The following is a 25,785-nucleotide window of genomic DNA, read 5'->3' on the forward strand; positions in this document are numbered from 1 at the left end:
CCTACGTTTTGTTTTTATTACTGCTGTTCTTCGGTGTAGCACAGGCCTCGTGGATGGCAAGATTTTCGGATAAAAGGTAACAGGCCACGCAGGGCATGGCCTGTGGGGCGGTCAGCCCAACTGGCTGCGGTAGGGCAGGTCCGGCCCGGTGCGCGTGCAGGTCAGCGCCGCGGCGCGAATCGCAAAGCCGAGCATGGCGTCGATCTGTTCGCGGCTGAGCTGTTGGAGCCCCTCAACCGAATCCAATTGCTGCTCGGTCAACCACGCAATCAACGCCGCCTGGAAGGTGTCGCCGGCGCCGACCGTGTCCGCCATCACGATGTCGACGGCCGGTTGCGACCAGTTGCCATGCCGGCGACTGAACACACTGGCGCCATCGCCGCCACGGGTGAGGAATACCAACTGGCAGCGGTGCTGCAGCCAGCCTTGCAGCACGCTTTCCGGGGACTGCTCGGGGTACAGCAGGTGCAGGTCTTCATCGCTGACCTTGATCAGGTCCGCATGCTTGACCAGCTCCGTCACGCGGTCGCGCCACAATTGGATGTCTGGCTGCGGGTTCAGCCGTACGTTGGGGTCGAGGCTGATCAGGCGCTTGCCGCTTTCGCGCTTGACCAGGTTCAGCAGCGTGTCGCCAATCGGCTGTACCACCAGCGAAAACGAGCCCACATGCAGCCCGCGAATCTCATCGCCCAGGGGCGGCAGATGGCTCAACTGCAACTGCCGATCGGCGCAGCCTTCGCCGCGAAAGCTGTATTGCGGTGAACCATTGGCGCCCACGGCCACCATGGCCAGGGTGGTCGGGGCCTCGAATGGCACCACGAAGTCTTCGCTCACGCCTTCGTCCTTGAGCACCTGCAGCAAGCGCCGGCCCAGGTAATCATTGGAGATCCCGGCAAAGAACCCGGACTCGATACCCAGGCGGCGCAGACCCACCGCGACGTTGAACGGCGAACCGCCGGCAATGGCCTTGTAATTGAGCTTGGCGGCCTGCCCATCGACATCCTCCTCGCAAAAAAAATCAAACAGCGCTTCACCGCACACCAGATACATAGTCGCTCGCTCTTAAAGGGTTGCCACAAGCTGTTGATAGCGCTCGTAGGCCTGTTGATAGGCCCTGACATTGGCCGGCACCGGCAGGGTGCGGCTGGCCGGGTCAAGGCTCACGCATTTGTCGCACAGGCTGGCCAGGGATTCGCCGGACTGGCACCACGCCGCCTGGATCGCCGCGCCCAGGGCTGCGGCCTCGCTTTGTTCGGTACACACCACTTCGGTGTTCATGATATCGGCAACCATCTGCCGCCACAGCGGGCTTTTCGAACCGCCGCCGATCAAGCGGATGCCCAGGCTCTGCAAGCCGGTCTGGCGCAGCAGGTCCAGGCCGTAACGCAAACCGAAGGTGGTGCCTTCGACCACCGCGCGGCACAGGTTGGCGCGGGTCAGGTTGGTCATGGTCAGGCCGTGCAGGCTGCCGGTGGCCTGGGGCAGGGCGGGCACCCGTTCGCCGTTGAGGAACGGCAGCATGCTCACCCCGTCCGCGCCGATGGGGGCCTGTTCGACCAGGGCGTTGAAGGTGTTCAAGTCCAGCTCGAACAGCTCGCGCACCACGCCGGTGGCGTTGGTCAGGTTCATGGTGCAGATCAACGGCAACCAGCCGCCGCTGGAGGAGCAGAAGGTGGCGACCGACGCCTGGGGGCTGACGTTGGGCTGGTCGGCAAACGCGTAGACGGTGCCCGATGAGCCCAGGCTCATGGTGATCACGCCCGGTGCGATATTGCCGGTGCCGATGGCGCCCATCATGTTGTCACCGCCGCCGCTGGCGACGATGGCCTGGGGGTTGATGCCCAGGCGCTCGGCGATGCCTGGCAGGATTGTGCCCACCGCCTGGTCGGCGGCGATCAGCTCGGGCAGCGCCGCTTGCAGGCGCCCGCTGGGGTCGATGTGCTGCAGCAGCGCCACGTCCCATTCACGGCGGCGCACGTCGAAATAGCCGGTGCCTGAAGCATCGCCGTATTCGGCGACGGCGCGCCCGGTGAGCCAGTAGTTGAGGTAGTCATGGGGCAACAGGATATGGGCGATGCGCGCAAACAGGTCCGGATGCTGTTCGCGGGTCCACAGCAGTTTCGACACGGTGTAGCCCGGCGCAATGACCACGCCCAGGCGCTCCAGCGAGCCGCTTTCGCCGCCCAGGTGCTGCAACAGGCGCTCGTTTTCGGCGGCGGTCTCGGTGTCGCACCATAGCTTGGCCGGGCGCAGCACCTGGCCCTGGGCGTCGAGCAGAACCAGGCCATGTTGCTGGCCGGACACGCCGATGCCGAGGATGTCCTGGCCGTCCACCCCGGCCTGTTGCAAGGCGCGGTGGAAAGCTTGGGTGAAGGCGTCCAGCCATTCCTGGGTGTGTTGCTCACGCCGGCCGTTGGCGCCGCTGAGCAGGGTGTGCGCGGCGGCGCCCAGGCCCAGAACCTTGCCGCTGGACGCGTCGAGGACGATGGCCTTGGTGCCCTGAGTGCCGCAGTCGATGCCGAGGAACAGGTTTTGCTGGGTCATGATTGAGTGCTCAGCAGTTTTATTGTTGGAGTTGTCAATGCGGTCAATGTGGGAGGGGGCTTGCCCCCGATAGCAGTGGGTCAGTGAACGATTTATTAACTGACACACCCTCATCGGGGGCAAGCCCCCTCCCACAGTTTTAAGCCGGTTTCTTCAGTAACCGCTTCAGGGTTTCAGTGACGCCGTGATCGCGCAAACCTGCATAACACCGCTCGAACGCTGCCACAAACTCGGGTGAGTTGGGAATAGCCGTACCAAAAATCTCTTCCACCCCCAGCAAACGCTGGCTGATCAGCGCGTCGTCACTCACCATCGCCTGGCAGAACTCGGCACGCGGATCCGGGATTTTGTAGCTCACGCCGTTCTCATCCACGCCCTTCAAGTACAACGCCCAGGCTGCGACCACCAGCGCCGCGCGCTCGGTCTCACGCCCATCGGCAATCAAGCGGTTGAGGGTGGGCACGGTGAACTTGGGAAACTTCGACGAACCATCCGAACACACCCGCTCCAGTTGGTCGGCAATCGCCTGGTTGGAGAAGCGGTCCACCAGGGTCTGCTTGTAATCGGTCAGGTCGATGCCCGGCACCGGCGCCAGGTCCGGTGTGACGTCCAGGTCCATGTAGGCGCGCATGTAGGCGACAAACAGCGGGTCGTTCATGGTTTCGTGCACGAACCGGTAGCCCTTGAGAAACCCCAGGTACGTCAGGGCCAGGTGGCTGCCGTTGAGCAGGCCGATCTTCATTTCCTCGTAAGGCGTCACGTCAGCGGTGAACTGCACGCCGACCTTTTCCCAGGCCGGGCGCCCGTTGACGAATTTGTCTTCCAGCACCCATTGCACAAAAGGCTCGCACACCACCGGCCAGGCATCGTCAATGCCGTGCTCGTCATGCAATTGCAGGCGGTGGGCAGTGCTGGTCATCGGCGTGATGCGGTCGACCATGGCATTCGGGAAGCTCACATTGGCCTGGATCCAGTCATGCAGCTCGGCATTGTGCAGCGCGGCGAACGCCAGCAGCGCCTTGCGCGTGACGGCGCCGTTGTGGGGCAGGTTATCGCAGGACATCACCGTGAACGCCGGGGTGCCGGCGGCGCGGCGCTGGGTCAGGGCGGCGCAGAGAAAACCGAACACGGTTGTCGGTGCGTTCGGATGCGCCAGGTCATGCTGGATCTGCGGCAGGTGGGCCATGAACTCGCCGTTGCTGTCGTCGATGCAGTAGCCGCCTTCGGTGATGGTCAGCGACACGATACGGATGGCCGGCTCGGCCAGTTTATCGATCAGCGCCTGGGCGCCGTCTTCGGCCAGCAGCATGTCGCTGATCGAGCCGATCACGCGCACTTCGGTGTCGTTGGTGTCGCCCAGTTCATACAGGGTGAACAGATAATCCTGGCCGGCCAGGTCGTCGCGGGCCTTGCGGTCTTCGGCGCGCAGGCCCACGCCGCAGATGCTCCAGTCCAGGCCTTCGCCGCTGTTCATCAGCGCGTCGGTGTAAAACGCCTGGTGCGCCCGATGGAAACCGCCGACGCCGATATGCGCGATGCCTTGCGATGTGCTGGCGATGGCATAGGTGGGCAGTTTCACGTCGGCGGCCAACTGGGTGAGGGTGTGTTTATTCAGCTTCATGACGTAATACTCGCGAAATCAGGCGGCGGCGCGCAGGGGGCGGGTGACGGCCACGCCGTCGGTGTCGAAGAGATGGCAGTGCGCCGGGTCCAGGTGCAGGTGCAGCGTTTCGCCGTATTGGCTGGCCATGTCGCCACGGATGCGCATGGTCAGCGGCTCGCCGTTGGCGGTGATGACATGGCAGAAGGTGTCGCTGCCCAGGCGCTCGCCGACGTCGGCGGTGACGGTCAGGGTGGTCTGGCCCGGCGCGGCGATTTCCAGGTGCTCGGGGCGAATGCCCAGGGTCACCGCGCTGCCCACGCTCAAGCTGGCGCCGCTGAGCGGCAGACTGATCAGGGTGCCGGCGTCGAGCTGCACGTCACAGCCCTGGCCTTCGACACGCGTGACCTTGCCCTTGAGGAAACCCATCTTCGGCGTGCCGAGAAAACCCGCCACGAACAAATTGGCCGGCTGGTGGTACAGCTCCAGCGGCGAGCCGACCTGTTCGATGCGACCGCTGTTGAGTACCACGACTTTGTCGGCCAGGGTCATGGCTTCGACCTGGTCGTGGGTCACGTAGATCATGGTCGCCTGCAGCTCTTTATGCAGGCGCGCCAGTTCCAGGCGCATCTGCACGCGCAGGGCAGCGTCGAGGTTGGACAGCGGTTCGTCGAACAGGAAAATTTTCGGGTTACGCACAATCGCCCGACCAATCGCCACGCGCTGGCGCTGGCCGCCGGAGAGCTGCTTGGGCTTGCGCTCCAGCAGCGGGCCCAGCTCCAGAATGCGCGCCGCTTCATTGACCTTGCTCTCGACGATTTTCTTGTCGACACCGGCCAGGTCCAGGGCAAACGACATGTTCTTGCGCACGCTCATGTGCGGGTACAGCGCGTAGGTCTGGAACACCATCGCCAGGTCGCGCTTGGCCGGGGTCACTTCGGTGATGTCGCGGCCATCCAGTTCAATGGTGCCCTCAGTCACTTCTTCCAGGCCGGCGATCAGCCGCAGCAGGGTGGATTTGCCGCAGCCCGACGGGCCGACGAACACCACGAATTCCTTGTCGTTCACTTCCAGGTCGATGCCCTTGATGATGGAAAAGCCTTCGAAGCCTTTTTGCAGATTCTTGATTTTCAGGTTGGCCATGATGGGCCCTCCGCTTGGAATTATTATTTGACGGCGCCAAAGGACAAACCGCGTACCAACTGCTTCTGGCTGATCCAGCCGAAGATCAGAATCGGCGCGCAGGCCAGGGTCGACACGGCGGACAACTTGGCCCAGAACAAGCCTTCGGGACTGGAGTAGGAGGCGATCAGCGCAGTCAGCGGCGCGGCGCTGGAGGACGTCAGGTTCAGCGACCAGAACGCTTCGTTCCAGCACAGGATCAGCGACAGCAGCACGGTCGACGCCAGGCCGCCCTTGGCGATCGGCAGCAGCACGCGGACCATTTCCTGCCACAGCGTGGCGCCGTCCAGGCGGGCGGCTTCGAGGATGTCCTTGGGGATGTCCTTGAAGTAGGTGTACACCATCCACACCACGATCGGCAGGTTGATCAGGGTGTAGATGATGATCAGCGCAATGCGCGTGTCGAGCAGGCCAAAGCTCTTGGCCAGCAGGTAGATCGGCATCAGCACGCCCACCGGCGGCAGCATCTTGGTCGACAGCATCCACAGCAGCGTGCCCTTGGTGCGCTGGGTTTCGTAGAACGCCATGGAGTAGGCGGCCGGCACAGAGATCAGCAGGCACAAGGCGGTGGCGCTGAAGGAGATCACCACCGAGTTCCACGCATAACTGAAGTAGTTGCTGCGCTCATTGATGTGCAGGTAGTTCTCCAGCGTCGGCGTGAAGATGAACTGCGGCGGCGTGGCGAACGCGTCGATTTCGGTCTTGAAGCTGGTCAGCACCATCCAGAAGATCGGGAAGAAGATCAGGATCGCGATGGCCCAGGCCAGGGTGCCGAGCAACAGGCTTTGCAGGCGGCGGGATTGTTGAAGCGTCATGGCGCGGCCCTCAAGGCTTGTCAGTCAGGTTTTTGCCGATCATCTGCACCAGGATGATCGCCGCGATATTGGCGATGACCACGGCAATCAAGCCGCCGGCCGAGGCCATGCCCACGTCGAACTGCACCAGCGCCTGGTTGTAGATCAGGTAGGCGAGGTTGGTCGAGGCGTAGCCGGGGCCGCCGTTGGTGGTGGTGAAGATTTCGGCGAACACCGACAGCAGGAAGATGGTTTCGATCATCACCACCACGGCAATCGGACGGGCCAGATGGGGCAGGGTCAGGTGCCAGAAGATCGCGATGGCGCCGGCACCGTCCAGGCGCGCGGCTTCCTTTTGTTCCTGGTCCAGAGACTGCATGGCGGTCATCAGCAGCAGGATCGCAAAGGGCAGCCACTGCCACGACACAATGATGATGATCGACAGCAACGGGTAGTGCGCCAGCCAGTCCACGGGCTCGGCGCCGAAGAACTTCCACACGGCGGCGAGAATCCCCGACACCGGGTGGAAAATCAGGTTCTTCCAGATCAACGCACCGACGGTGGGCATGATGAAAAATGGCGAAATCAGCATTACCCGCACGATGCCGCGGCCCAGGAACTCACTGGCCTCCAGCAGCGCACTGATCAAGACGCCGAACACCACGCTGATCAACAGCACGCTGCCCACCAGCAACAGGGTGTTGGTGGCGCCGGGCAGAAAGCCCGAGTCGGTGACGAAGTAGGTGAAGTTTTCCAACCCCACGAACTGGTTTTCGCCGGGGTAGAGCAGGTTGTAGCGGATCAGCGAAAAGTACAGGGTCATGCCCAGCGGCACGATCATCCACAGCAGCAACAGGGCCACCGAGGGGCTGACGAGGAACCAGCCGGGGTTGGCCAGGCGGTTTTTGACGGGTGTATTCATAGGATCAAGACCAGTCGGATACGAATCGGAGCGCGGTCAGTGTGGGAGGGGGCTTGCCCCCGATAGCGGTGTATCAGGTGATGAATCAGTTGGCTGATCCACTGCTATCGGGGGCAAGCCCCCTCCCACATTTGACGGTGGTGAGGCTGGGTTATTTGGGGTAACCAGCCCGCTTCATTTCACGCTCGGTGGTGGTCTGCGCCGCGGTCAACGCGGCATCCACGGTCTGCTGACCGGTCAACGCACCGGAGAAGAACTTGCCGACCTGGGTACCAATCGCCTGGAACTCGGGAATGGTCACCAACTGGATACCGATGTAGGGCACAGGCTTCTCGGTGGGCTTGGTCGGGTCCGCCACTTTCAGCGATTCCAGGGTCACCTTGGCGAACGGCGCGGCCTTCATGTACTCGTCGCTGTAGGTGGACTTGCGCGTGCCTGGCGGGACGTTGGCGACGCCGTCGGTCTTGGCGACCAAAGCGCCATATTCCTTGGAGGTGGCCCAACTGGTGAACACCTTGGCGGCGTCCTTGGCCTTGGAACTGGTCGGAATCGCCAGGCTCCAGGAGTACAGCCACGAAGTGCCCTTGTCGGTCTTCTCGTGCGGGGCGAAGGTAAACCCGACGTGCTCGGCCACCTTGCTCTGGGTTTTGTCGGTGACAAACGAGCCGGCCACGCTGGCGTCCACCCAGATCGCGCATTTGCCGCTGTTGAACAGCGCCAGGTTCTCGTTGAAGCCGTTGCTGGAGGCACCCGGCGGGCCGGATTTCTTCATGTTGTCGACGTAGAAATTCAGCGCGTCCTTCCACTCGGGGCCGTTGAATTCAGGTTGCCACTTCTCATCGAACCAGCGCGCGCCGTAGCCGTTGGCCAGGGTGGTGATCAGCGCCATGTTCTCGCCCCAACCGGCTTTCCCGCGCAGGCACAGGCCGTATTGCTCTTTGGATTTGTCGGTGAGTTTGGCCGCGAATTCGCCGATCTGGCTCCAGGTCGGGTGCTCGGGCATGCTCAGCCCGGCGTCCTTGAACAGGTCGGTGCGGTAATAGGTGATCGAGCTTTCGGCGTAGAACGGCAGGGCGTACAGCGAGCCCTTGACGGACAAGCCGTCACGCACCGAGGGGAACACATCGTCGAGGTCGTAGGAAGCAGGCAGGTCCTTCATCGGCTCGAGCCAACCCTTGGCGCCCCACAGTGCCGCTTCGTACATGCCGATGGTCAGTACGTCGAACTGGCCGCCCTGGGTGGCGATGTCGGTGGTCAGGCGTTGGCGCAGCACGTTTTCTTCAAGCACCACCCAGTTCAGCTTGATCTCGGGATGCTCGGCCTCAAAGGTTTTCGAGAGCTTTTGCATGCGGATCATGTCGCTGTTGTTGACAGTGGCTATGGTCAAAGTTTGCGCGCCAAGGCTGACGGCGCTGAGGGTCATGCAGGTCATCATGCAGGTAGAGACAAGCAGAGCTTTTGCTGTGAACTTCATCGCGCACTCCATTTCCGCGCCCAAGGGGGCTACAGAAGGACGGTTATTGTTGTTGTGTCTTCCCACAGGGAGTCAGGAAGAGTGTGCGTTGATTACAGCCCTCAAATGCGCCGGTGACAAATCCTTGGGAGCACTGGGACTGATACTTTTTTGCACTGCATGGGTACAACGCTTGCGCAGCGTCATAAAGCGTTCACCTGTTAATTCTGACAGTAGACGCAGAAAAACAACGGGGGGTTAATGGCCAGGCATACACCCAACTGGAGATGTTCATGAACCTTTTACGTGTAAACCTCAAAACCAATAAAGCGCTATTAGGCCTGATGATTGCAGGTTTTCTCAGTGCGTGTAGCACCGGATCGGCGTTGGATTCACGAGAACCGTTATGTACCAAAGCAGGCTATTTTAAAAGCACGAATGTGGTAGGTGGATTCCATCGGTGTGTCTATAACAACAGCATTCAACGGTGGATTCAATATGCCTATAACTGCCCGACCGGGTTAGAGTTCGATGAGTCCAAGCAATCCTGTGTGAGACCCTGACGGGACTGCCTGTCCTGACATTTTCACGCCACACCAAGGCATTGAAAAGGGATCGGTACCCAGGTACCGATCCCTTTTTTACATCTACATCACGGTCGGATACGGCGTCTGTGTGATACAGATATCATCGATGTCATACACCCCGCCGGTGGTCGGGTTTCTGACCGAAACGGAGGCCTCGAACGGTTTGCCGGGCAAATAACCGAGCGGCACATTGACGCTGAGCCAGGTATTCAACGTGGGCACGTTTTGCGTCCATTTCAACGTGCCCAGGTGAATCTCGACAAAGGTCGGCGCCCCAATCGCGGCAAACTTGTTGATCCTGTAGCGGAAGCTGACGCGATAGTAGCCCTCGGTAGCAGGCGTCAGCACTTTGTACAGACTGACGCCCCTGCCGGTAGTCGGTGTCGACTGCCAGAAATAGTTGCCATTGGACTCGCGTCGAATGCCGGCGTCCGGCCATTCACTGAGCCAGTAGTTCATGTAATTGTCATTGAACGTCGTGCACTCCTTGATCATCGCGCTTTGCAGCGTGTAACGGGTGGGTGGAAATTCAATCGCTTGCAATTCATCCCTTACGCCATTGAGCGCCGCTTTGAATTGCAGGGTCACTTGGCTGCGATTGCCAAGGTCTCGCAGGTAGTCGATCAATACGGTTTCCAGGTGATAACCCTGGCTGATCCAGGCTGCGTCGACCTCGGCCTTGATGGAACCATTCATCAGGGGCAGGTTATGCGGCGTACCGTCGGCTCTGACACCGTACAAATACAGCCATACGGGCAGGTGTGGGGCAATGAATGGGAAGGTCGTCACCCTTGCGGTGGCGTTGCCGGGCAGGGCATCCACATCGATCACGCCACTGGCAGAGGCTTGATCGATACGAATCACGGTTTTTTTCAGTTCGGTCACCGGCAAGCTTTCAAGATTGACCGTGAGCAGTACCGAGGGCCGGGTTTCCCCCCCTCGTGTCACCGTATACCTGATCGTGAACTGCGTAGGCGTGTTGCCGATATTCGCGGCGATCACTGGAGCGGGCACGTCGACGTTGACGCTGCCATCGGTTTCGCCATACTTCGGCCCGATCACTGCCGAGCCGGCAGCAGTTTTACCCACGATCTCCACGAAGATGACGTCGCTGGTATACATCGGGCTGTAGGACACCTGCACATGCGCCCCGTACTGTGCGTTCAAGGGGGCCAGGGTGACCAGTGTGCCGGAGCCGGTTGCCTCGATCAGCGTCGGCACCGGGAACTGCGCGGGCAAGGCCTGAATGGTATAGCGCCGCTCCTTGAACCAGACTGCATTGGCCAGCTCGGCGCTGCGGTCGAACGTTACCCCGAAGCGCATGATCAGTGGGGAACCGTCCTTGAGCTTGCGCAATTCAGCGAACGGTGCCGGCGGACGAATACCGTTCAATTCGCCGTCCTGTGTCACCAGGTCTGCTGTGTAAAAGGCGTGGTAGAAGGGATAACCGTCAGCGTAGGTGCCGGACATCTCGAACCACATTCGCTGGAACCGATGACTGAAGTGCCAGTGGTCTTCAATCGCGCGTTCGGTACCGTTCAATGAACCGAGATTCAGCACGCCATCATAGGAGTGGCCTTCTATATAGGGTTCAGGCAGTGGCGGTGGCAACAACTCCAGGGCCAGCACCGGCGAAGGGGTCTCGTGCTCGCCCCGCATAACGAAGTACTGCACCTGGATGACGTGTCCCTGGGCCCGGATGTTGGCGCCCACCACCTCCGGGTCGATATGAAAGTGCAGGACTTTCGAAGAGCTGCCGTATTGGGTATCGCAATAAGTGCCGATGCCCGCAATGCCGGTCCAGCAGCAGCGAACCTGGTGGGACGGCAGCATCTGCGGGTAATCGACGACGACAGTCGCGCCGTTTATGGCGGCCACCGCCGCCAATTGGTCGGGATAGCGCGTGGCCTGCGAGACCTCGGGACGCTTGAGGGTCAGCGCCTGGCCCACGGTAATGGTGCGGCGCTGCGAATAACGTCGGCTGCCGTCCTTGGGAACCAAGGTGTAGCTGAGGCGGATTTCCTTATTGTCATTGGCAATGACGAACGCTTCGTCCACCAGTTCCACCACCGGTTTGCCGGCCGTATCGGAAAAGAGCTCGACTTCCCCTCCAGTGGTTCCGCTGGCGTTGGCGCCCAGCCATGTCCAGAGGAACTTGTCCCCAGGGACCGTGCGTATGTAGGGCAGCGTCAGCTTGAGCTGACCTCCGATCACGCTGGCAGGGTCCAGGTTGTCGAACACGTCGACATACTGCAATAGCGGCGCAGGCAACTCAGCGACGACCGATCCGAATATGACTTCCAATACTTCGGACTTGCGCACCGTCTGTACGCCTGGGCCAAGCGTGCGCATTTGATGGTCATTGACGAGGTAGTAGACCTTGACCGGTCCCACGCCGATGAAGGGCGCAAAGTCCTCCTGCAGTACGGTGCGATAGCGGTCAGGTGGCGGCGGCGCACCTGCTTTTACGGTTTCTTCGTATTCAATCAGTCCACCACCAGGTCGCGGTGCTTCCATGCGAAAGGTCACGCTGTTGTTGGCTGCGTAAGGGCTGTAGACCGGGAAAATGGCTTTGATGAAAGGGTGTTCCGGGTCAATCAGGCCGCCCTCGTCTTGCTCGATTCGCATTGGCGGCATCATTTTTTTCGTGCCGAACACGCGAATACCCAAGCGTCGAGAATCGCGCAGAAACACGCCACTGGACGTCGTCAGGGTATATTCGATGCGCAATTGTCCATCGATCACGTCTTCGAGGTACTTGTTGTCCAACACGATGGAGGACGAGAGGCCGATACGCGCAGCAAATGCCGGCAGCGTCACGACGTTGGATGAGCCATCGCGGTAGAACTGGGTCAGTTTGACGTGGATCAGCGCGCCTGTTGGTGTAGGTGTGGACGGACCACCAGTGTAGAGCGCGGGTAGCGTACGCGGAACGACCATTTCCGCGCTAAACACCTCGTCTCCCTGGGTGTCGAAATTCAGCTCGTCGACTGACTTACCGCCCACCACGAAGTGCGGCGGATCAAGCAGGCCGGGTTCAAGGTCGGCCTCCAGCTTGACCACCTTCGACCACTGGGGGTCTTCCCCGGAATAGTTGAGTACGCGGTCAAACACCCGGAAGAGAATGGAAACTGCGCCGCTGCCCCCTGAAATAATCGTTTCTTTAGGTACATGCACGATGATCGGCTTGGTGCCAAGAACGTGTTGCTGATCGATTTTTTGAAAAACAGCGATACCGTTCCACCACACTTCAATGGTGTCGCCTACCGTGCAGAACGGATAAACGTCACAGGTCAAGTCCACACCCGCCTCGGCACGCACGGGGTCTAACGTCTTGTCCTTGAGATCATCAGGCAGGTGTATCACCAGGTTCGAGTGGAACCATGGGTAGATGCTGCGGCCACCTGGCCGCGTGGTTTTGGTGAACCACGTCTGAGGTGGGGATGTGCTGGGCGTGTCGCTGGCCACTCTGGTCACTTCACCGAAGCAGGGATAAATCGTGCCTTCGGGCACCAGCGATGCGGGAATGACCAACTGCACACGGTCCTTGTACAAATCTTCCGGGTAGACCTCGCCTGCACCCAGGGCGTAGCTGGTACTGCCGCAGAAAAATTTATAGATATCCCCGACATTGAAGTTGAACCATTTTTCGAAATTCACAATCAACCACGGATCGATCTGTCGAATGCCCAATCCTACCTCAGCATCCAGATTCGGCCGCAGTGCGCCGTTGACATAAGGCGGATCAATGTTGACGGGGGAGGGCGATGCGGGCTCGTGGGGCGGGGATTCACACAGGGTAATGGGCAGGTTGGATGACGTTGGTTCTTTCATAGTGAGCGCTCCTTGTACAGTGATGAAACCGGGCAAGGAAATCACACACCCCTGGCAGCAGAGCGGATAGCTGTCAAAGTTGACAGAAGCGACGAGTGGTTGAGTGAAGGCTCAGGCCTGGTTCCGCTCGGTCAACCGTTGCACGGCCAGCCGCCGATAGTGCGACGGGGTCATGCCCTTGAGCTGCTGAAAGCGCCGATTGAAGTTGGAAATGTTATTGAAGCCCGACTCAAAGCACACATCCGTCACCGCCTTGTCGCCATCGGCCAACAGTTCGCAGGACTTGCTGATGCGCAGTCGGTTGACGAACTCAATGAACGTGCGCCCCGTGGCCTGTTTGAACACGCGGGAGAAATACGTTGGCTTCATCCCCAGGTACTCCGCGACTTCTTCCAGCGGCAGCTCGCGGGCGTAGTGGGCGAAGATGTAGTCCACCGCGCGGTTGGTGCGGTCGATGCTGTGTTCATCAGCCAGTTGGGGGGTAGTGGCGCCCGACAGCAGGTGGTAGTCCTCGCAGGCGCTCAACGCTTGCAGCAAGATAAAGAAGTGCCCCAGCCGCGCCATGCCCTGAGTGTCTTCGATGCGCTGCATCAGCTCCATGGCTTGCGCGATGGTGGTTTTGCAGCGGAATTCGATGCCGTGCTGGGCGCGTTCGAGCAACGGCGCCAGGCTTCTGAGTTCGGTGAATATCTGACTGCCGTTCTCCAGCAACTCGTCGGTAAAGTTCACCAGCATGTCGCGCTTGGGGACGGTCTCATCGGCCTCCACCTGGCTGATCCAGTTATGCGGCAGATTGGGGCCTGTCAGGAACAGGCTTTCGGGATAGAAGTTGCCGATGTAGTCGCCGATGAACACTTTGCCCGAGCTCGCGACGATCAGGTGCAGCTCGTATTCCTTGTGGAAGTGCCAGCGCACCAGCGGGCAGGGAAAACCGTGCTGGCGGTAGATGATGGACAGGCCGTTATGGTCGTCCATCAGCTCGTAGGAAGGGTCGGTGATGCGCGTTGCTCGGGTCATGTTGCCGTCGCTTTATTGTGGGTGCCGCGTAGGATAATGCCTCGTTGCGCGTAACCCTGCCAGCTTCGGGCGTTTAAAGGCTGCGGTTTTTTGCCTCGATCCATTGGGACATGTACTGCGTACTTTTATGCGCATGGTGGCGCAGCATGCTGCCGGTGAAATTATCCCGGCGATGCGCGACCAGCTGGCTGCGGCAGTGTTCCAGGCAGGCCACCAGCGCTGGCCCGTGGACCGATTGGTCGTAGCGCCGGGCAAGCAGTGTACGACCGCGTTCCTGGGCCCGGGTCCAGCGTTCGCGGTCCTGATAGAGGCTCACGGCGGCGCCGGCCAGGGCATAGGCGCTGTGTTCGACGGCGCCCGGCCAAGGGTGTTCGTCGCCCATGGCTTCGGCACCGATGGGCGTGGTGATAGTCGGCGTGCCACACAGCATCGCGTCCGCCAGTTTGCCCTTGATCCCCGCGCCAAAGCGCAGCGGCGCCAGGCAGATACGCGCCGCCGTCATCACCTGCAGCGCGTCCTCGGCCCAGTTCATTACATGAAAACCCTGGGCCGGGTTGTGCAGGGCAGTGGCCTTGGGCGGCGTATAGGCGCCGTAGATATGCAACTGCGCGCCCGGCAATTGCTGGCGGATCAGCGGCCACAGGCTGTGCTTCATCCACAGCACCGCGTCCCAGTTGGGCGCATGGCGAAAGTTGCCGATGCTGAGAAAGTGCGCGCGGTCTTCAAAGGGCGCAAAAGCGGCGGTGGGCGGCTTCATCATCAGCGGGCACCAGTGGAGCAGGGCGGCCGGTACCTTGAACTGTTCGGTGAGCAGGCGGATTTCCACCTCGGAAATCATCAGGCTGATGTCACAGCGGTAAATCGCGGCGATTTCGCGTTTGGCCAGGTCGGTATCGGCCATGCCCTGGAATTCGTCCTCCAGCGCCGGCGCGAACAGGGCGCTGAAGTCGTCGCTGTCAGAATTGATCTTTACGTGCGCCTTGAAGCGCTGGTGCCGGGCGTCCCGCAGGCTTTGCAGGTCGGAAGTCTCCAGTACGCGCAGAGCGTCGGGGCAGCACTTTTCAACGCGCCAGCCGAACTGCTCTTCCATCATGAAACGGTCGAACAGCACGATGTCCGGGGCCAGTTCGCGAACAAAATCATCGAAGCTGCTGTTATTCAGTTCAATGGCGCATTCAGCGATGCCGAGGGCCGGCAAGTCAGCCTTGTGTTCGCCAATGGTCGCCGGGCTGCTGAAGGTAATGGCCCAACCTTGCGCAAGAAAACTCTCAAGGATTTGCATCATATGCCCGCCCGCAGCCGAGGAGCGGGGCTCCGGCCAGACGTAACCAATGACCAGGACTTTGGTGGCAGGCTGATTCATCAACAGCGGTTTCCTTGAGGGACAGGCGAAAAGCGCGCAATTAAACCACAACCCGGCGACATGACAATTTGTGTCTGGCGGTAGGTAGCGTCGGCACTTTGTGGTTAACTTCGGCCTCTCGAATTCGTTTAACCAAAACCCAGCATAAGGATTCCGTTCATGGCTCAAGTCACCCTTAAAGGCAACCCGGTCCAGGTTGAAGGCGAATTGCCACAAGTCGGCACCCAGGCGCCCGAGTTCACCCTGACCGCCGGCGACCTGTCGGACGCGACCCTGGCGAGCTTCGCCGGCAAGCGCAAAGTGTTGAACATCTTCCCAAGCGTCGACACCCCGACCTGCGCGACCTCGGTCCGCAAATTCAATGCCCAGGCCAACGACCTGAACAATACCGTGGTGTTGTGCATTTCCTCGGACCTGCCATTCGCCCAGGCGCGTTTCTGCGGCTCCGAAGGCCTGGACAACGTCAAGAGCCTGTCGGACTTCCGCAGCGCCGCGTTCTCCCAGGATTACGGCGTAGACATCGTTGAAGGCCCGCTGCGCAGCCTCACCGCTCGCGCCGTTGTGGTGCTGGATGAGAACGACAAGGTGCTGCACAGCGAACTGGTTGCCGAAATCGGCCAGGAGCCAAACTACGAAGCAGCCCTGGCTGTTTTGAAGTAACTGTTTCTACGCGTGACTGTCGTAAGGCAGTCACACGTATGATGCAAGCTTGCGGCCTGGCCTAGTCCAGGCCGTTTTTATTTGGGTGTCAGCAGCTTAGCGAAACAGCCCGCAGACCAGGACCCGAATTTTAAAAGTTGTAAGCCCAAGGTAAATAGCCGGTAAAGGCGCTTTTCTAAATGCGCTCCAGTGCTTATCTTTCAGCCTCCCAAAGAAGAAGCTCTCGCGCCCAATGGTTGATCACTCCATGCAATCCTCCCCCCGCAACTCCCGCCGCTGGCTGTTCGGCCTGCTCGTGCTGCTGGTTATCGCCGGCCTGTGCTGGAAATTCTGGCCCGGCGGCGCGGCCCATAAGGACGCCCCGGCCGGGCACACCGGCAAGACCGGCATGGCGCGCCCAGGGTTCGGCGGCTCCACCGGCCCGGTGCCGGTGCGCGTGGCGCCGGCGGTATTGGGGGAGTTCCCGGTGTACTACAAGGCCCTGGGCACGGTGACCGCGCTCAACACCATCAATGTGCGCAGCCGGGTGGGCGGCGAGCTGGTGAAGATCGCCTTTGAAGAGGGGCAAATGGTCAAGGCCGGCGATTTGCTCGCCGAGATCGACCCGCGCAGCTACCAGAACGCCTTGCTCCAGGCCCAGGGCACGTTGCTGCAGAACCAGGCGCAGTTGAAAAACGCCCAGGTCGATGTGCAACGCTATCGCGGCCTGTACGCCCAGGACAGCATCGCCAAGCAAACCCTGGACACCGCCGAAGCGCTTGTCCTGCAATACCAGGGCACGGTCAAGACCAACCAGGGTGCGGTCGACGATGCCAAGCTCAACCTTGAATTCACCAAGATCCGCGCGCCGATTGCCGGTCGCGTCGGCTTGCGTCAGCTCGACGTCGGCAACCTGGTCGCCGCCAACGACACCACAGCCCTCGCGGTGATCACCCAGACCCAGCCGATCAGCGTGGCCTTCACCCTGCCGGAAAACACCCTGGACACCGTCCTCACCCGTTATCACGCCGGCAATAAGCTGCCGGTGGAAGCCTGGGACCGTGGCGACACGAAAAAGCAGGCGGTGGGCGTGCTGCAGAGCCTGGACAACCAGATCGACGTGACCACCGGCACCCTGAAATTCAAGGCGCGCTTCGATAACAAGGATCAGGCGCTGTTTCCCAACCAGTTCGTCAATGTGCACTTGCTGGCCGACACCTTGCACAACGTGGTGCTGGCACCGTCCGCCGCGATCCAGTTCGGTAACAGCGGCACTTTTGTCTACAAGCTCGATGGCGACAACAAGGTCAAGGTCCAGCCGCTGGTGGTGGGTGATACCGATGGCGACAACACCGTGATCAAGCAAGGCCTGGCGGCGGGTGATCGGGTGGTCATGGAAGGTACCGACCGTCTCAAGGACGGCAGCGAAATCGAAGTGGTCAACGACAGCAACGAAGTGCCGACCACGCCGACCGAACACCTGCAAGGCAAGCCTGCGGCGAAAGGGGAGACCGGTACTGACGCCGGCAAGGCGCAAAAGGTCGGCGCATGAACCTGTCGCGCCTGTTTATCCTGCGGCCGGTCGCCACCACGCTGAGCATGCTCGCCATCGTGCTGGCCGGCCTCATCGCTTATCGCCTGTTGCCGGTTTCGGCCTTGCCCCAGGTGGATTACCCGACCATTCGGGTGATGACGCTGTACCCCGGCGCCAGCCCCGACGTGATGACCAGTGCGGTCACCGCGCCGTTGGAGCGCCAGTTCGGGCAGATGCCCGGCCTGACCCAGATGGCCTCCACCAGCTCGGGCGGGGCGTCGGTACTGACCCTGCGCTTCAACCTCGACATCAATATGGATGTGGCCGAGCAGCAGGTGCAGGCCGCGATCAACGCCGCCACCAACCTGCTGCCCAAGGATTTGCCGGCGCCGCCGGTGTACAACAAGGTCAACCCGGCGGACACCCCGGTGCTGACCCTGGCGATCACGTCCAAGACCATGCTGCTGCCCAAGCTCAATGACCTGGTCGACACGCGCATGGCGCAAAAGATCGCGCAGATCAGCGGCGTCGGCATGGTCAGCATCGCCGGCGGCCAGCGCCAGGCCGTGCGCATCAAAGTCAACCCCGAGGCCCTGGCGGCCAATGGCCTGAACCTGTCGGATGTGCGCACCTTGATCGCCGCGTCCAACGTCAACCAGCCCAAGGGCAACTTCGACGGGCCCACCCGGGTGTCGATGCTCGATGCCAACGACCAGTTGGTATCCCCCGAGCAATATGCCGAACTGATCCTGGCCTACAACAACGGCGCGCCGTTGCGCCTCAAGGACGTGGCGCAGATCGTCGACGGCGCTGAAAACGAGCGCCTTGCCGCCTGGGCCAACGAAAACCAGGCCGTGCTGCTCAATATCCAGCGCCAGCCGGGCGCCAACGTGATCGAAGTGGTGGACCGTATCAAGGCCCTGCTGCCGAGCATCACCGACAACCTGCCGGCAGGCCTGGACGTGACGGTGCTCACCGATCGCACCCAGACCATCCGCGCGTCGGTCAAGGATGTGCAGCACGAATTGCTGATCGCCATCGCCCTGGTGGTGATGGTGACGTTCCTGTTCCTGCGCCGGGTCAGCGCCACGATCATTCCCTCCATCGCCGTACCGCTGTCGCTGGTCGGCACCTTTGGCGTGATGTACCTGGCGGGGTTCTCGGTCAACAACCTGACGTTGATGGCCCTGACCATTGCCACCGGGTTCGTGGTGGACGACGCCATCGTGATGCTGGAGAACATCTCGCGCTATATCGAGGAGGGCGAGACGCCCATGGCCGCCGCGCTCAAGGGCGCCAAACAGATTGGTTTCACCCTGATTTCCCTGACCCTGTCGCTGATCGCCGTGCTGATCCCGCTGCTGTTTATGGCCGACGTGGTCGGGCGCCTGTTTCGCGAGTTTGCCATTACCCTGGCGGTGGCGATCCTGATTTCCCTGGTGGTGTCCCTCACGCTCACGCCGATGATGTGCGCGCGCCTGCTCAAGCGTGAGCCGAAGGAAGAGGAGCAGGGGCGTTTCTACAAGGCCAGCGGCGCCTGGATCGATTGGTTGATCGACGCCTACGGGCGCAAGCTGCAATGGGTGCTCAGGCACCAGCCGCTGACCCTGCTGGTGGCCATCGCCACCCTGGGCCTTACGGTGGTGCTGTATCTGGTGGTGCCCAAGGGCTTCTTTCCGGTGCAGGATACCGGGGTGATCCAGGGCATTTCCGAAGCGCCGCAGTCGATTTCGTTTGCCGCGATGAGCCAGCGCCAGCAGGAACTGGCAAAGATCATTCTGGCCGATCCGGCGGTGGAAAGCCTGTCCTCCTACATTGGCGTGGACGGTGATAACGCCACCCTCAACAGCGGTCGCTTGCTGATCAACCTCAAGGCCCATGGCGTGCGCGACTTGAGCGCGGTGCAGGTGATCGCGCGCCTGCAACCGGCCATCGACAAGCTGGTGGGCATCCGCCTGTTCATGCAGCCGGTGCAGGACCTGACCATCGAAGACCGCGTCAGCCGTACCCAGTACCAGTTCAGCATGTCCTCACCGGATGCCGAGTTGCTGGCGCTGTGGAGCGACAAGCTGGTGCATGCCCTCGGCCAGTTGCCGGAACTCACTGACGTCGCCAGCGACCTGCAGGACAAGGGCCTGCAGGTGTACCTGGTAATCGACCGCGATGCCGCCTCGCGCCTGGGCGTCAGCGTCTCGACCATCACCGATGCGCTCTATGACGCCTTTGGCCAGCGGCAGATTTCCACCATCTACACCCAGGCCGGCCAGTATCGCGTGGTGTTGCAGGCCCAGTCCGGCGAAACCCTCGGCCCGGCCGCGCTCAACCAGATCCATGTGAAGACCACCGACGGCGGCCAGGTGCGGCTGTCCAGCCTGGCCCATGTGGAGCAGCGCCAGGCGCAGTTGGCGATTGCTCATATCGGCCAATTCCCGGCGGTGATGATGTCGTTCAACCTGGCCCCCGGGGTCGCGCTGGGCAAAGGCGTGGAGCTGATCAACCAGACCCAGAAGGACATCGGCATGCCGGTCGGCGTGCAGACCCAGTTCCAGGGCGCGGCCCAGGCGTTCGAGGCCTCGCTGTCGAGCACCTTGCTGCTGATCCTGGCGGCGGTGGTCACCATGTACATCGTGCTCGGCGTGCTCTACGAAAGTTATATCCATCCGATCACCATTCTTTCGACCTTGCCCTCGGCGGCGGTGGGTGCCTTGCTGGCCTTGCTGCTCAGCGGCAATGACCTGGGCATGATCGCGATCATCGGCATCATCCTGCTGATCGGTATCGTCAAGAAGAACGCGATCATGATGATCGACTTCGCCCTCGACGCCGAGCGCAACCAGGGCCTGGACCCGCAGACCGCCATCTACCAGGCGGCGCTGCTGCGCTTCCGGCCGATCCTGATGACCACCCTGGCGGCCTTGTTCGGTGCGGTGCCGTTGATGCTGGCCAGTGGCTCCGGTGCGGAATTGCGCCAGCCTCTGGGCCTGGTGATGGTCGGCGGGTTGCTGGTGAGCCAGGTGTTGACGCTGTTCACCACGCCGGTGATTTACCTGTATTTCGACCGTCTTGGCCGGCGCTGGCGTAAAGAGCCGCAAAGCCTGGAGCCGGTTGAACCATGAACCTGTCCGGACCTTTCATTCGCCGGCCGGTAGCCACCATGCTGCTGAGCCTGGCGATCATGTTGCTCGGTGGCGTCAGCTTCAATTTGCTGCCGGTGTCGCCGTTGCCGCAGATCGACTTCCCGGTGATTGTGGTGTCGGCCAGCTTGCCGGGCGCCAGCCCCGAGGTGATGGCGTCTACCGTGGCCACGCCGCTGGAGCGCTCGTTCGGCGCGATTGCCGGCATCACCACCATGAGCAGTTCATCGAGCCAGGGCTCCACGCGGGTGATTCTGGCCTTCGATTCCGACCGCGATATCAACGGCGCGGCGCGGGAAGTGCAGGCGGCGATCAATGCGTCGCGCAACCTGCTGCCCAGCGGCATGCGCAGCATGCCCACCTACAAGAAGATCAACCCGTCCCAGGCGCCGATCATGGTGCTGTCGCTGACGTCCGACGTGTTGCAGAAGGGCCAGCTGTACGACCTGGCCTCGACCATTCTGTCCCAGAGCCTGTCCCAGGTGCCGGGCGTGGGCGAAGTGCAGATTGGCGGCAGTTCCCTGCCGGCCGTGCGCATCGAGCTGGAGCCCAAGGCCCTCGATCAGTATGGCGTGGCTCTGGATGACGTGCGCAATACCATCGCCAACGCCAACCAGCGCCGGCCCAAGGGCTCCCTGGAAGACAGCGAGCGCAACTGGCAGATCCAGGCCAACGATCAGTTGGAAAAAGCCAAGGACTACGAGCCGCTGCTGATTCGCTACCAGAACGGCGCGGCGCTGCGCCTGAGCGACGTGGCGAAGATCAGCGACGGCGTGGAAGACCGCTACAACAGCGGGTTTTTCAACAACGATTCGGCGGTGTTGCTGGTGATCAACCGCCAGTCCGGCGCCAACATCATTGAAACCGTGCGCCAGATCAAGGCGCAGTTGCCGGCGTTGCAGGCGGTGCTGCCGTCCAGCGTCAAGCTCAACCTGGCCATGGACCGTTCGCCGGTCATCACCGCCACCTTGCACGAAGCCGAGATGACCCTGCTGATCGCCGTGGCCCTGGTGGTGCTGGTGGTGTACCTGTTCCTGGGCAACTTCCGCGCCTCGTTGATACCCACCCTGGCGGTGCCGGTGTCGCTGGTGGGCACCTTTGCGGTGATGTACCTGTACGGGTTTTCGCTGAACAACTTCTCGCTGATGGCGCTGATCCTGGCGACCGGCCTGGTGGTGGACGATGCCATCGTGGTGCTGGAGAACATCTCCCGGCATATCGACGAGGGCGTGCCGCCGATGAAGGCCGCGTACCTGGGCGCCCAGGAAGTCGGCTTTACCTTGCTGTCGATGAACGTGTCGCTGGTGGCGGTGTTTCTCTCCATCCTGTTCATGGGCGGGATCGTCACCAACCTGTTCCGTGAATTCTCCATCACCTTGTCGGCGGCGATCATCGTTTCGCTGATCGTGTCGCTGACCCTGACCCCGATGCTCTGCGCGCGCTGGCTCAAGCCCCATGTCAAAGGGCAGATGACCGGCCTGCAGCGCTGGAGCCACCGCATCAACGAGCGCATGGTCGCCGCCTATGCCACGAGTCTGGACTGGGTGCTGCGCCATCGACGCCTGACCCTGCTCAGCCTGTTGCTGACCGTGGGGGTGAACATCGCGCTGTACGTGGTGGTGCCGAAGACCTTCATGCCCCAGCAGGACACCGGTCAGTTGATCGGTTTTGTGCGCGGGGATGACGGGCTGTCATTCAACGTGATGCAGCCGAAAATGGAAATCTTCCGCCAGGCCGTGCTCAAGGACCCGGCGGTGCTCAGCGTGGCCGGCTTTATCGGCGGCAACAGCGGCACCAACAACGCGGTGATGCTGGTGCGCCTCAAGCCGATTGCCGAGCGCAAAATCTCGGCCCAGGCGGTCATCGAGCGCCTGCGCAAAGAGGTGCCGCTGGTACCGGGCGGGCGTCTGTTCCTGATGGCCGACCAGGACCTCCAGTTCGGCGGCGGCCGCGACCAGACCAGCGCGCAGTATTCCTACATCCTGCAAAGCGGTGACCTGGCCGCGTTGCGCCTGTGGTACCCCAAAGTGGTGGCCGCGATGCGCGAGCTGCCGCAACTGACCGCCATCGACGCCCGCGAAGGACGCGGCGCGGCCCAGGTCACCCTGATCGTCGACCGCGACCAGGCCAAGCGTCTGGGGATCGACATGGCCATGGTCACTTCGGTGCTCAACAACGCCTACAGTCAGCGGCAGATTTCCACGATCTACGACAGCCTCAACCAGTATCAGGTGGTCATGGAGGTCAATCCCAAATATGCCCAGGACCCGATTACCCTCAACCAGGTGCAGGTGATTACCGCCGATGGTGCGCGCGTGCCGCTGTCGACCATTGCCCATTATGAAAACAGCCTGGCCGATGACCGCGTCAGCCATGAAGGCCAGTTCGCCTCGGAAAACATCGCGTTCGACATGGCGCCAGGCGTGACGGTGGAGCAGGGCACTGCCGCCATCGAGCGCGCGATTGCCAAGGTCGGCCTGCCGGAAGACGTGATCGCCAAGATGGCCGGCACCGCCGACGCGTTCGCCGCGACCCAGAAGGGCCAGCCGTTCATGATTCTCGGCGCGCTGGTGGCGGTGTACCTGGTGCTGGGCGTTCTGTATGAAAGCTATATCCACCCGCTGACGATTCTGTCGACCTTGCCGTCGGCCGGCGTCGGCGCGTTGCTGTCCATCTACCTGCTGGGCGGTGAGTTCAGCCTGATCTCGTTGTTGGGGCTGTTCCTGCTGATCGGGGTGGTGAAGAAAAACGCGATCCTGATGATCGACCTGGCGCTGCAGCTTGAGCGGCATGACGGCATGAGCCCGCTGGAGTCGATTCGCAGCGCCTGCCTGCTGCGCCTGCGACCGATCCTGATGACCACCCTGGCGGCGATCCTCGGCGCCTTGCCGCTGCTGCTCGGCGCCGGCGATGGCGCGGAAATGCGCCAGCCCCTGGGCCTGACCATCATTGGCGGCCTGGTGTTCAGCCAGATCCTGACCCTTTACACCACCCCGGTGGTTTACCTCTATCTAGACCGCGCGCGCCACCGCTTCAACGCCTGGCGCGGCGTGCGTACCGATGCTGCCCTGGACACTGCGCTATGAATGATTCAACCAACGCGAACCCAACTGTAGGAGCGAGCTTGCTCGCGAAAAACGTGCAGACACCGCGTTCTTCCAAGCGCGGCGCGTTATCGTTGACGGTCTTCGCGAGCAAGCTCGCTCCTACAGTGGGGTTGGCGTTGTTGCTCAGCGCCTGCGCCATCGGCCCCGATTACCAGCGTCCACCCGTGGTCGAACCGGCACAATTCAAGCAAGCCCAGGGCTGGCGCCAGGCCAACCCGAGCGACTCCCTGGCCCGGGGCGCGTGGTGGGAGCTGTACGGCGACCGCCAACTGAACGACCTGGTGGCGCGCCTCAACAGCGCCAACCAGACCGTCGCCCAGGCCGAGGCGCGTTTCCGTCAGGCCCAGGCACTGGTGCGCAGTGCTCGCGGGGCGTTTTATCCCAGCGTCGACCTGAGCGTCGGTAAAACCCGCGCCAGCCAGGGCACCGGCAGCAGCAGCGCCAGCCTGAGCAGTTCCAGCAGCGGTATTCGCGACACCCTTAACGCGCAGTTGGGCGTGAGCTGGGAAGCCGACGTCTGGGGCAAATTGCGCCGTGGCCTGGAAGCCAACGAAGCCAGCGCCGAGGCCAGCTCGGCGGACCTGGCGGCGATGCGCTTGAGCCAGCAGTCGGAACTGGTGCAGAGCTACCTGCAGTTGCGCGTCATGGATGAACAGACGCGTTTGCTGCAAGCCACGCTGGACACCTACCAGCGCTCGCAGCAGATGACCGAAAACCAGTACCGCGCCGGTGTCGCCGGCAAGGACGCCATCGCTCAGGCGCGAACCCAGCTCAAGACCACCCAGGCCAGCCTGATCGACCTGATCTGGCAGCGTGCCCAGCTGGAAAACGCGATTGCGGTACTGATCGGTGAAGCGCCGGCCAATTTCAGCCTGGCCGTCAGCCAGGACATCCCGGCGCTGCCGCAGATTCCTGTCGGCCTGCCGTCGCACCTGTTGGAACGCCGCCCGGATATCGCGTCGGCGGAACGTTCGGTGATTGCAGCCAACGCCAATATTGGTGTGGCCAAGGCCGCCTATTATCCTGACTTGACCTTGAGCCTGGCGGGGGGCTATTCCAGCAGCACCTATGAAGACTGGATCAGCCTGCCGAACCGTTTCTGGTCGGTGGGCCCGAAGTTGGCCATGACGCTGTTCGACGGCGGCCAGCGCTCGGCGGAAGTCGACCGCAGCGTGGCCAGCTATGACGAAACCGTGGCCAAGTACCGTCAGACCGTACTGGATGGGTTCCGCGAAGTGGAAAATTACATGGTGCAGCTCAAGGTGTTGGCCGACGAAGCGGTGGTCAGCAACGAGGCGCTGGAGTCTGCTCGCGAGTCGTTGCGGTTGACCGAGAACCAGTACAAGGCGGGGCTGATTGCCTATCTGGACGTGGTTACCGTGCAGGCAACGGCCCTGAGTAACGAGCGCACGGTACTGAACTTGCTGCAGTCGCGGTTGGTGGCGAGCGTGCAACTGATTGCGGCGTTGGGTGGGGGGTGGGATGGGAACACCCGTCTGGCCGACCAAGATAAGTAGGGGTAACTCAATTTCGGGATGGCCTATCCTGCTACCCAAATGACACGCCTCGGTCAATGTGGGAGGGGGCTTGCCCCCGATGACGGCCTCAGAGCCGACCAGGATGTTGTGTCGATCCTGACCCAAATGTGGGAGGTGGCTTACCCCCGATGACGGCCTCAGAGCCGACCAGGATGTTGTGTCGATCCTGACCCAAATGTGGGAGGGGGCTTGCCCCCGATGGCGGCCTCAGGGCCGACCAGGATGTTGGATCAGATCGAGTACATATCCGTTTCTGCGGTCACGGCTGCTATGGGTTCCGCTTTTACAGCGGCTCACTTTTGAAAAGCGCAAAAGTAAGCAAAACGCTCTTGCCCCACCACTCGGCACCTCGCCTGGGCTCGGTGTGCCCTCTCTCCGGCTTGAATCCGTGGGCCGCCGCAATGGGCCATCCATGGCCCAGTGCGGCTAACCCGGCGTCCTGCCGGGTTACCCACGGATTCAAGCCTGCGTTCGGCCAGCGTGGTTTAACGGGGCGCCTGAGATCAAAAGCAGATCAAGATCAAGAGCGACTCGCTG

The 25,785-nt window shown here is 61.7% G+C and carries 16 protein-coding genes; 6 read left to right on the plus strand and 10 right to left on the minus strand.

What is annotated here, in order from left to right; genetic code table 11:
• Positions 1 to 111: 111 nt before the first annotated feature.
• The 7 genes from BOP93_RS11625 to BOP93_RS11655 all read right to left on the minus strand — a co-directional run bounded on the left by BOP93_RS11625 (position 112) and on the right by BOP93_RS11655 (position 8,477).
• Complete coding sequence (locus BOP93_RS11625; protein ID WP_104502718.1) at positions 112 to 1,050, minus strand: carbohydrate kinase family protein; 939 nt, start codon at positions 1,048 to 1,050, stop codon at positions 112 to 114.
• Between the two features lie 12 nt (positions 1,051 to 1,062).
• On the minus strand, positions 1,063 to 2,544 hold the full coding sequence (xylB, locus tag BOP93_RS11630; RefSeq protein WP_104502719.1) for a xylulokinase: 1,482 nt from the start codon (positions 2,542 to 2,544) through the stop codon (positions 1,063 to 1,065).
• A gap of 139 nt (positions 2,545 to 2,683) precedes the next feature.
• Positions 2,684 to 4,165 carry a mannitol dehydrogenase family protein gene (locus BOP93_RS11635; RefSeq protein ID WP_104502720.1) on the minus strand — a complete coding sequence of 494 codons (1,482 nt, stop codon included), beginning with the start codon at positions 4,163 to 4,165 and terminating at the stop codon, positions 2,684 to 2,686.
• 18 nt (positions 4,166 to 4,183) lie between these two features.
• A complete protein-coding gene (locus tag BOP93_RS11640) occupies positions 4,184 to 5,287 on the minus strand; it encodes an ABC transporter ATP-binding protein (RefSeq protein WP_104502721.1) in 1,104 nt (367 codons plus the stop codon).
• Positions 5,288 to 5,310: 23 nt separating this feature from the next.
• Positions 5,311 to 6,141 (minus strand): carbohydrate ABC transporter permease, encoded by an 831-nt coding sequence (locus BOP93_RS11645; protein ID WP_104502722.1) that lies wholly within the window; start codon positions 6,139 to 6,141, stop codon positions 5,311 to 5,313.
• Positions 6,142 to 6,151: 10 nt separating this feature from the next.
• Positions 6,152 to 7,042 (minus strand): carbohydrate ABC transporter permease, encoded by an 891-nt coding sequence (locus BOP93_RS11650; protein ID WP_104502723.1) that lies wholly within the window; start codon positions 7,040 to 7,042, stop codon positions 6,152 to 6,154.
• Between the two features lie 151 nt (positions 7,043 to 7,193).
• Complete coding sequence (locus BOP93_RS11655) at positions 7,194 to 8,477, minus strand: ABC transporter substrate-binding protein (RefSeq protein ID WP_420220245.1); 1,284 nt, start codon at positions 8,475 to 8,477, stop codon at positions 7,194 to 7,196.
• 362 nt (positions 8,478 to 8,839) lie between these two features.
• Between BOP93_RS11655 and BOP93_RS28165 the strand changes: the two genes are divergently transcribed.
• Positions 8,840 to 9,058, plus strand: coding sequence for a chitin-binding domain-containing protein (locus tag BOP93_RS28165; protein WP_420220246.1), 219 nt, complete (start codon positions 8,840 to 8,842; stop codon positions 9,056 to 9,058).
• 84 nt (positions 9,059 to 9,142) lie between these two features.
• On the opposite strand, the gene BOP93_RS11665 is transcribed toward BOP93_RS28165, so the two are convergent.
• The 3 genes from BOP93_RS11665 to BOP93_RS11675 form a co-directional block, all read right to left on the minus strand.
• A complete protein-coding gene (locus tag BOP93_RS11665; RefSeq protein WP_104502726.1) occupies positions 9,143 to 12,916 on the minus strand; it encodes a hypothetical protein in 3,774 nt (1,257 codons plus the stop codon).
• A gap of 111 nt (positions 12,917 to 13,027) precedes the next feature.
• A complete protein-coding gene (locus tag BOP93_RS11670) occupies positions 13,028 to 13,933 on the minus strand; it encodes an AraC family transcriptional regulator (protein WP_104502727.1) in 906 nt (301 codons plus the stop codon).
• Between the two features lie 73 nt (positions 13,934 to 14,006).
• Positions 14,007 to 15,296 (minus strand): glycosyltransferase, encoded by a 1,290-nt coding sequence (locus BOP93_RS11675; protein WP_104502728.1) that lies wholly within the window; start codon positions 15,294 to 15,296, stop codon positions 14,007 to 14,009.
• 159 nt (positions 15,297 to 15,455) lie between these two features.
• Between BOP93_RS11675 and tpx the strand changes: the two genes are divergently transcribed.
• From tpx to BOP93_RS11705, 5 genes are all read left to right on the plus strand, one after another.
• Positions 15,456 to 15,956: a thiol peroxidase gene (tpx, locus tag BOP93_RS11680; RefSeq protein WP_065893188.1), complete on the plus strand. Its 501-nt coding sequence runs from the start codon at positions 15,456 to 15,458 to the stop codon at positions 15,954 to 15,956.
• Positions 15,957 to 16,188: 232 nt separating this feature from the next.
• Positions 16,189 to 17,487 carry an MdtA/MuxA family multidrug efflux RND transporter periplasmic adaptor subunit gene (locus tag BOP93_RS11685; protein WP_104502729.1) on the plus strand — a complete coding sequence of 433 codons (1,299 nt, stop codon included), beginning with the start codon at positions 16,189 to 16,191 and terminating at the stop codon, positions 17,485 to 17,487.
• Complete coding sequence (locus tag BOP93_RS11690) at positions 17,484 to 20,585, plus strand: MdtB/MuxB family multidrug efflux RND transporter permease subunit (RefSeq protein ID WP_104502730.1); 3,102 nt, start codon at positions 17,484 to 17,486, stop codon at positions 20,583 to 20,585. The genes BOP93_RS11685 and BOP93_RS11690 overlap by 4 nt, the downstream gene beginning before the upstream one ends.
• Entirely contained in the window at positions 20,582 to 23,689 is a 3,108-nt protein-coding gene (locus BOP93_RS11695) for an efflux RND transporter permease subunit (protein ID WP_104502731.1), read from the plus strand. Before BOP93_RS11690 ends, BOP93_RS11695 begins: the two co-directional genes overlap by 4 nt.
• Complete coding sequence (locus BOP93_RS11705; protein WP_157943493.1) at positions 23,686 to 25,227, plus strand: efflux transporter outer membrane subunit; 1,542 nt, start codon at positions 23,686 to 23,688, stop codon at positions 25,225 to 25,227. The genes BOP93_RS11695 and BOP93_RS11705 overlap by 4 nt, the downstream gene beginning before the upstream one ends.
• The last annotated feature ends 558 nt before the right edge of the window (positions 25,228 to 25,785 follow it).

Source organism: Pseudomonas orientalis (genome assembly GCF_002934065.1).
Taxonomy (GTDB): Bacteria; Pseudomonadota; Gammaproteobacteria; order Pseudomonadales; family Pseudomonadaceae; genus Aquipseudomonas; species Aquipseudomonas orientalis_A.

What these genes read in the sequence shown, in the direction of transcription:
- tpx (WP_065893188.1), top strand. Translation starts at nt 15,456, where the DNA reads ATGGCTCAAGTCACCCTTAAAGGCAACCCGGTCCAGGTTGAAGGCGAA.
- BOP93_RS11635 (WP_104502720.1), bottom strand. Translation starts at nt 4,165, where the DNA reads ATGAAGCTGAATAAACACACCCTCACCCAGTTGGCCGCCGACGTGAAA.
- BOP93_RS11695 (WP_104502731.1), top strand. Translation starts at nt 20,582, where the DNA reads ATGAACCTGTCCGGACCTTTCATTCGCCGGCCGGTAGCCACCATGCTG.
- BOP93_RS11670 (WP_104502727.1), bottom strand. Translation starts at nt 13,933, where the DNA reads ATGACCCGAGCAACGCGCATCACCGACCCTTCCTACGAGCTGATGGAC.
- BOP93_RS11640 (WP_104502721.1), bottom strand. Translation starts at nt 5,287, where the DNA reads ATGGCCAACCTGAAAATCAAGAATCTGCAAAAAGGCTTCGAAGGCTTT.
- BOP93_RS11705 (WP_157943493.1), top strand. Translation starts at nt 23,686, where the DNA reads ATGAATGATTCAACCAACGCGAACCCAACTGTAGGAGCGAGCTTGCTC.
- BOP93_RS11675 (WP_104502728.1), bottom strand. Translation starts at nt 15,296, where the DNA reads ATGAATCAGCCTGCCACCAAAGTCCTGGTCATTGGTTACGTCTGGCCG.
- BOP93_RS11645 (WP_104502722.1), bottom strand. Translation starts at nt 6,141, where the DNA reads ATGACGCTTCAACAATCCCGCCGCCTGCAAAGCCTGTTGCTCGGCACC.
- BOP93_RS11665 (WP_104502726.1), bottom strand. Translation starts at nt 12,916, where the DNA reads ATGAAAGAACCAACGTCATCCAACCTGCCCATTACCCTGTGTGAATCC.
- BOP93_RS11625 (WP_104502718.1), bottom strand. Translation starts at nt 1,050, where the DNA reads ATGTATCTGGTGTGCGGTGAAGCGCTGTTTGATTTTTTTTGCGAGGAG.
- BOP93_RS11655 (WP_420220245.1), bottom strand. Translation starts at nt 8,477, where the DNA reads ATGATGACCTGCATGACCCTCAGCGCCGTCAGCCTTGGCGCGCAAACT.
- BOP93_RS11685 (WP_104502729.1), top strand. Translation starts at nt 16,189, where the DNA reads ATGGTTGATCACTCCATGCAATCCTCCCCCCGCAACTCCCGCCGCTGG.
- xylB (WP_104502719.1), bottom strand. Translation starts at nt 2,544, where the DNA reads ATGACCCAGCAAAACCTGTTCCTCGGCATCGACTGCGGCACTCAGGGC.
- BOP93_RS28165 (WP_420220246.1), top strand. Translation starts at nt 8,840, where the DNA reads ATGATTGCAGGTTTTCTCAGTGCGTGTAGCACCGGATCGGCGTTGGAT.
- BOP93_RS11650 (WP_104502723.1), bottom strand. Translation starts at nt 7,042, where the DNA reads ATGAATACACCCGTCAAAAACCGCCTGGCCAACCCCGGCTGGTTCCTC.
- BOP93_RS11690 (WP_104502730.1), top strand. Translation starts at nt 17,484, where the DNA reads ATGAACCTGTCGCGCCTGTTTATCCTGCGGCCGGTCGCCACCACGCTG.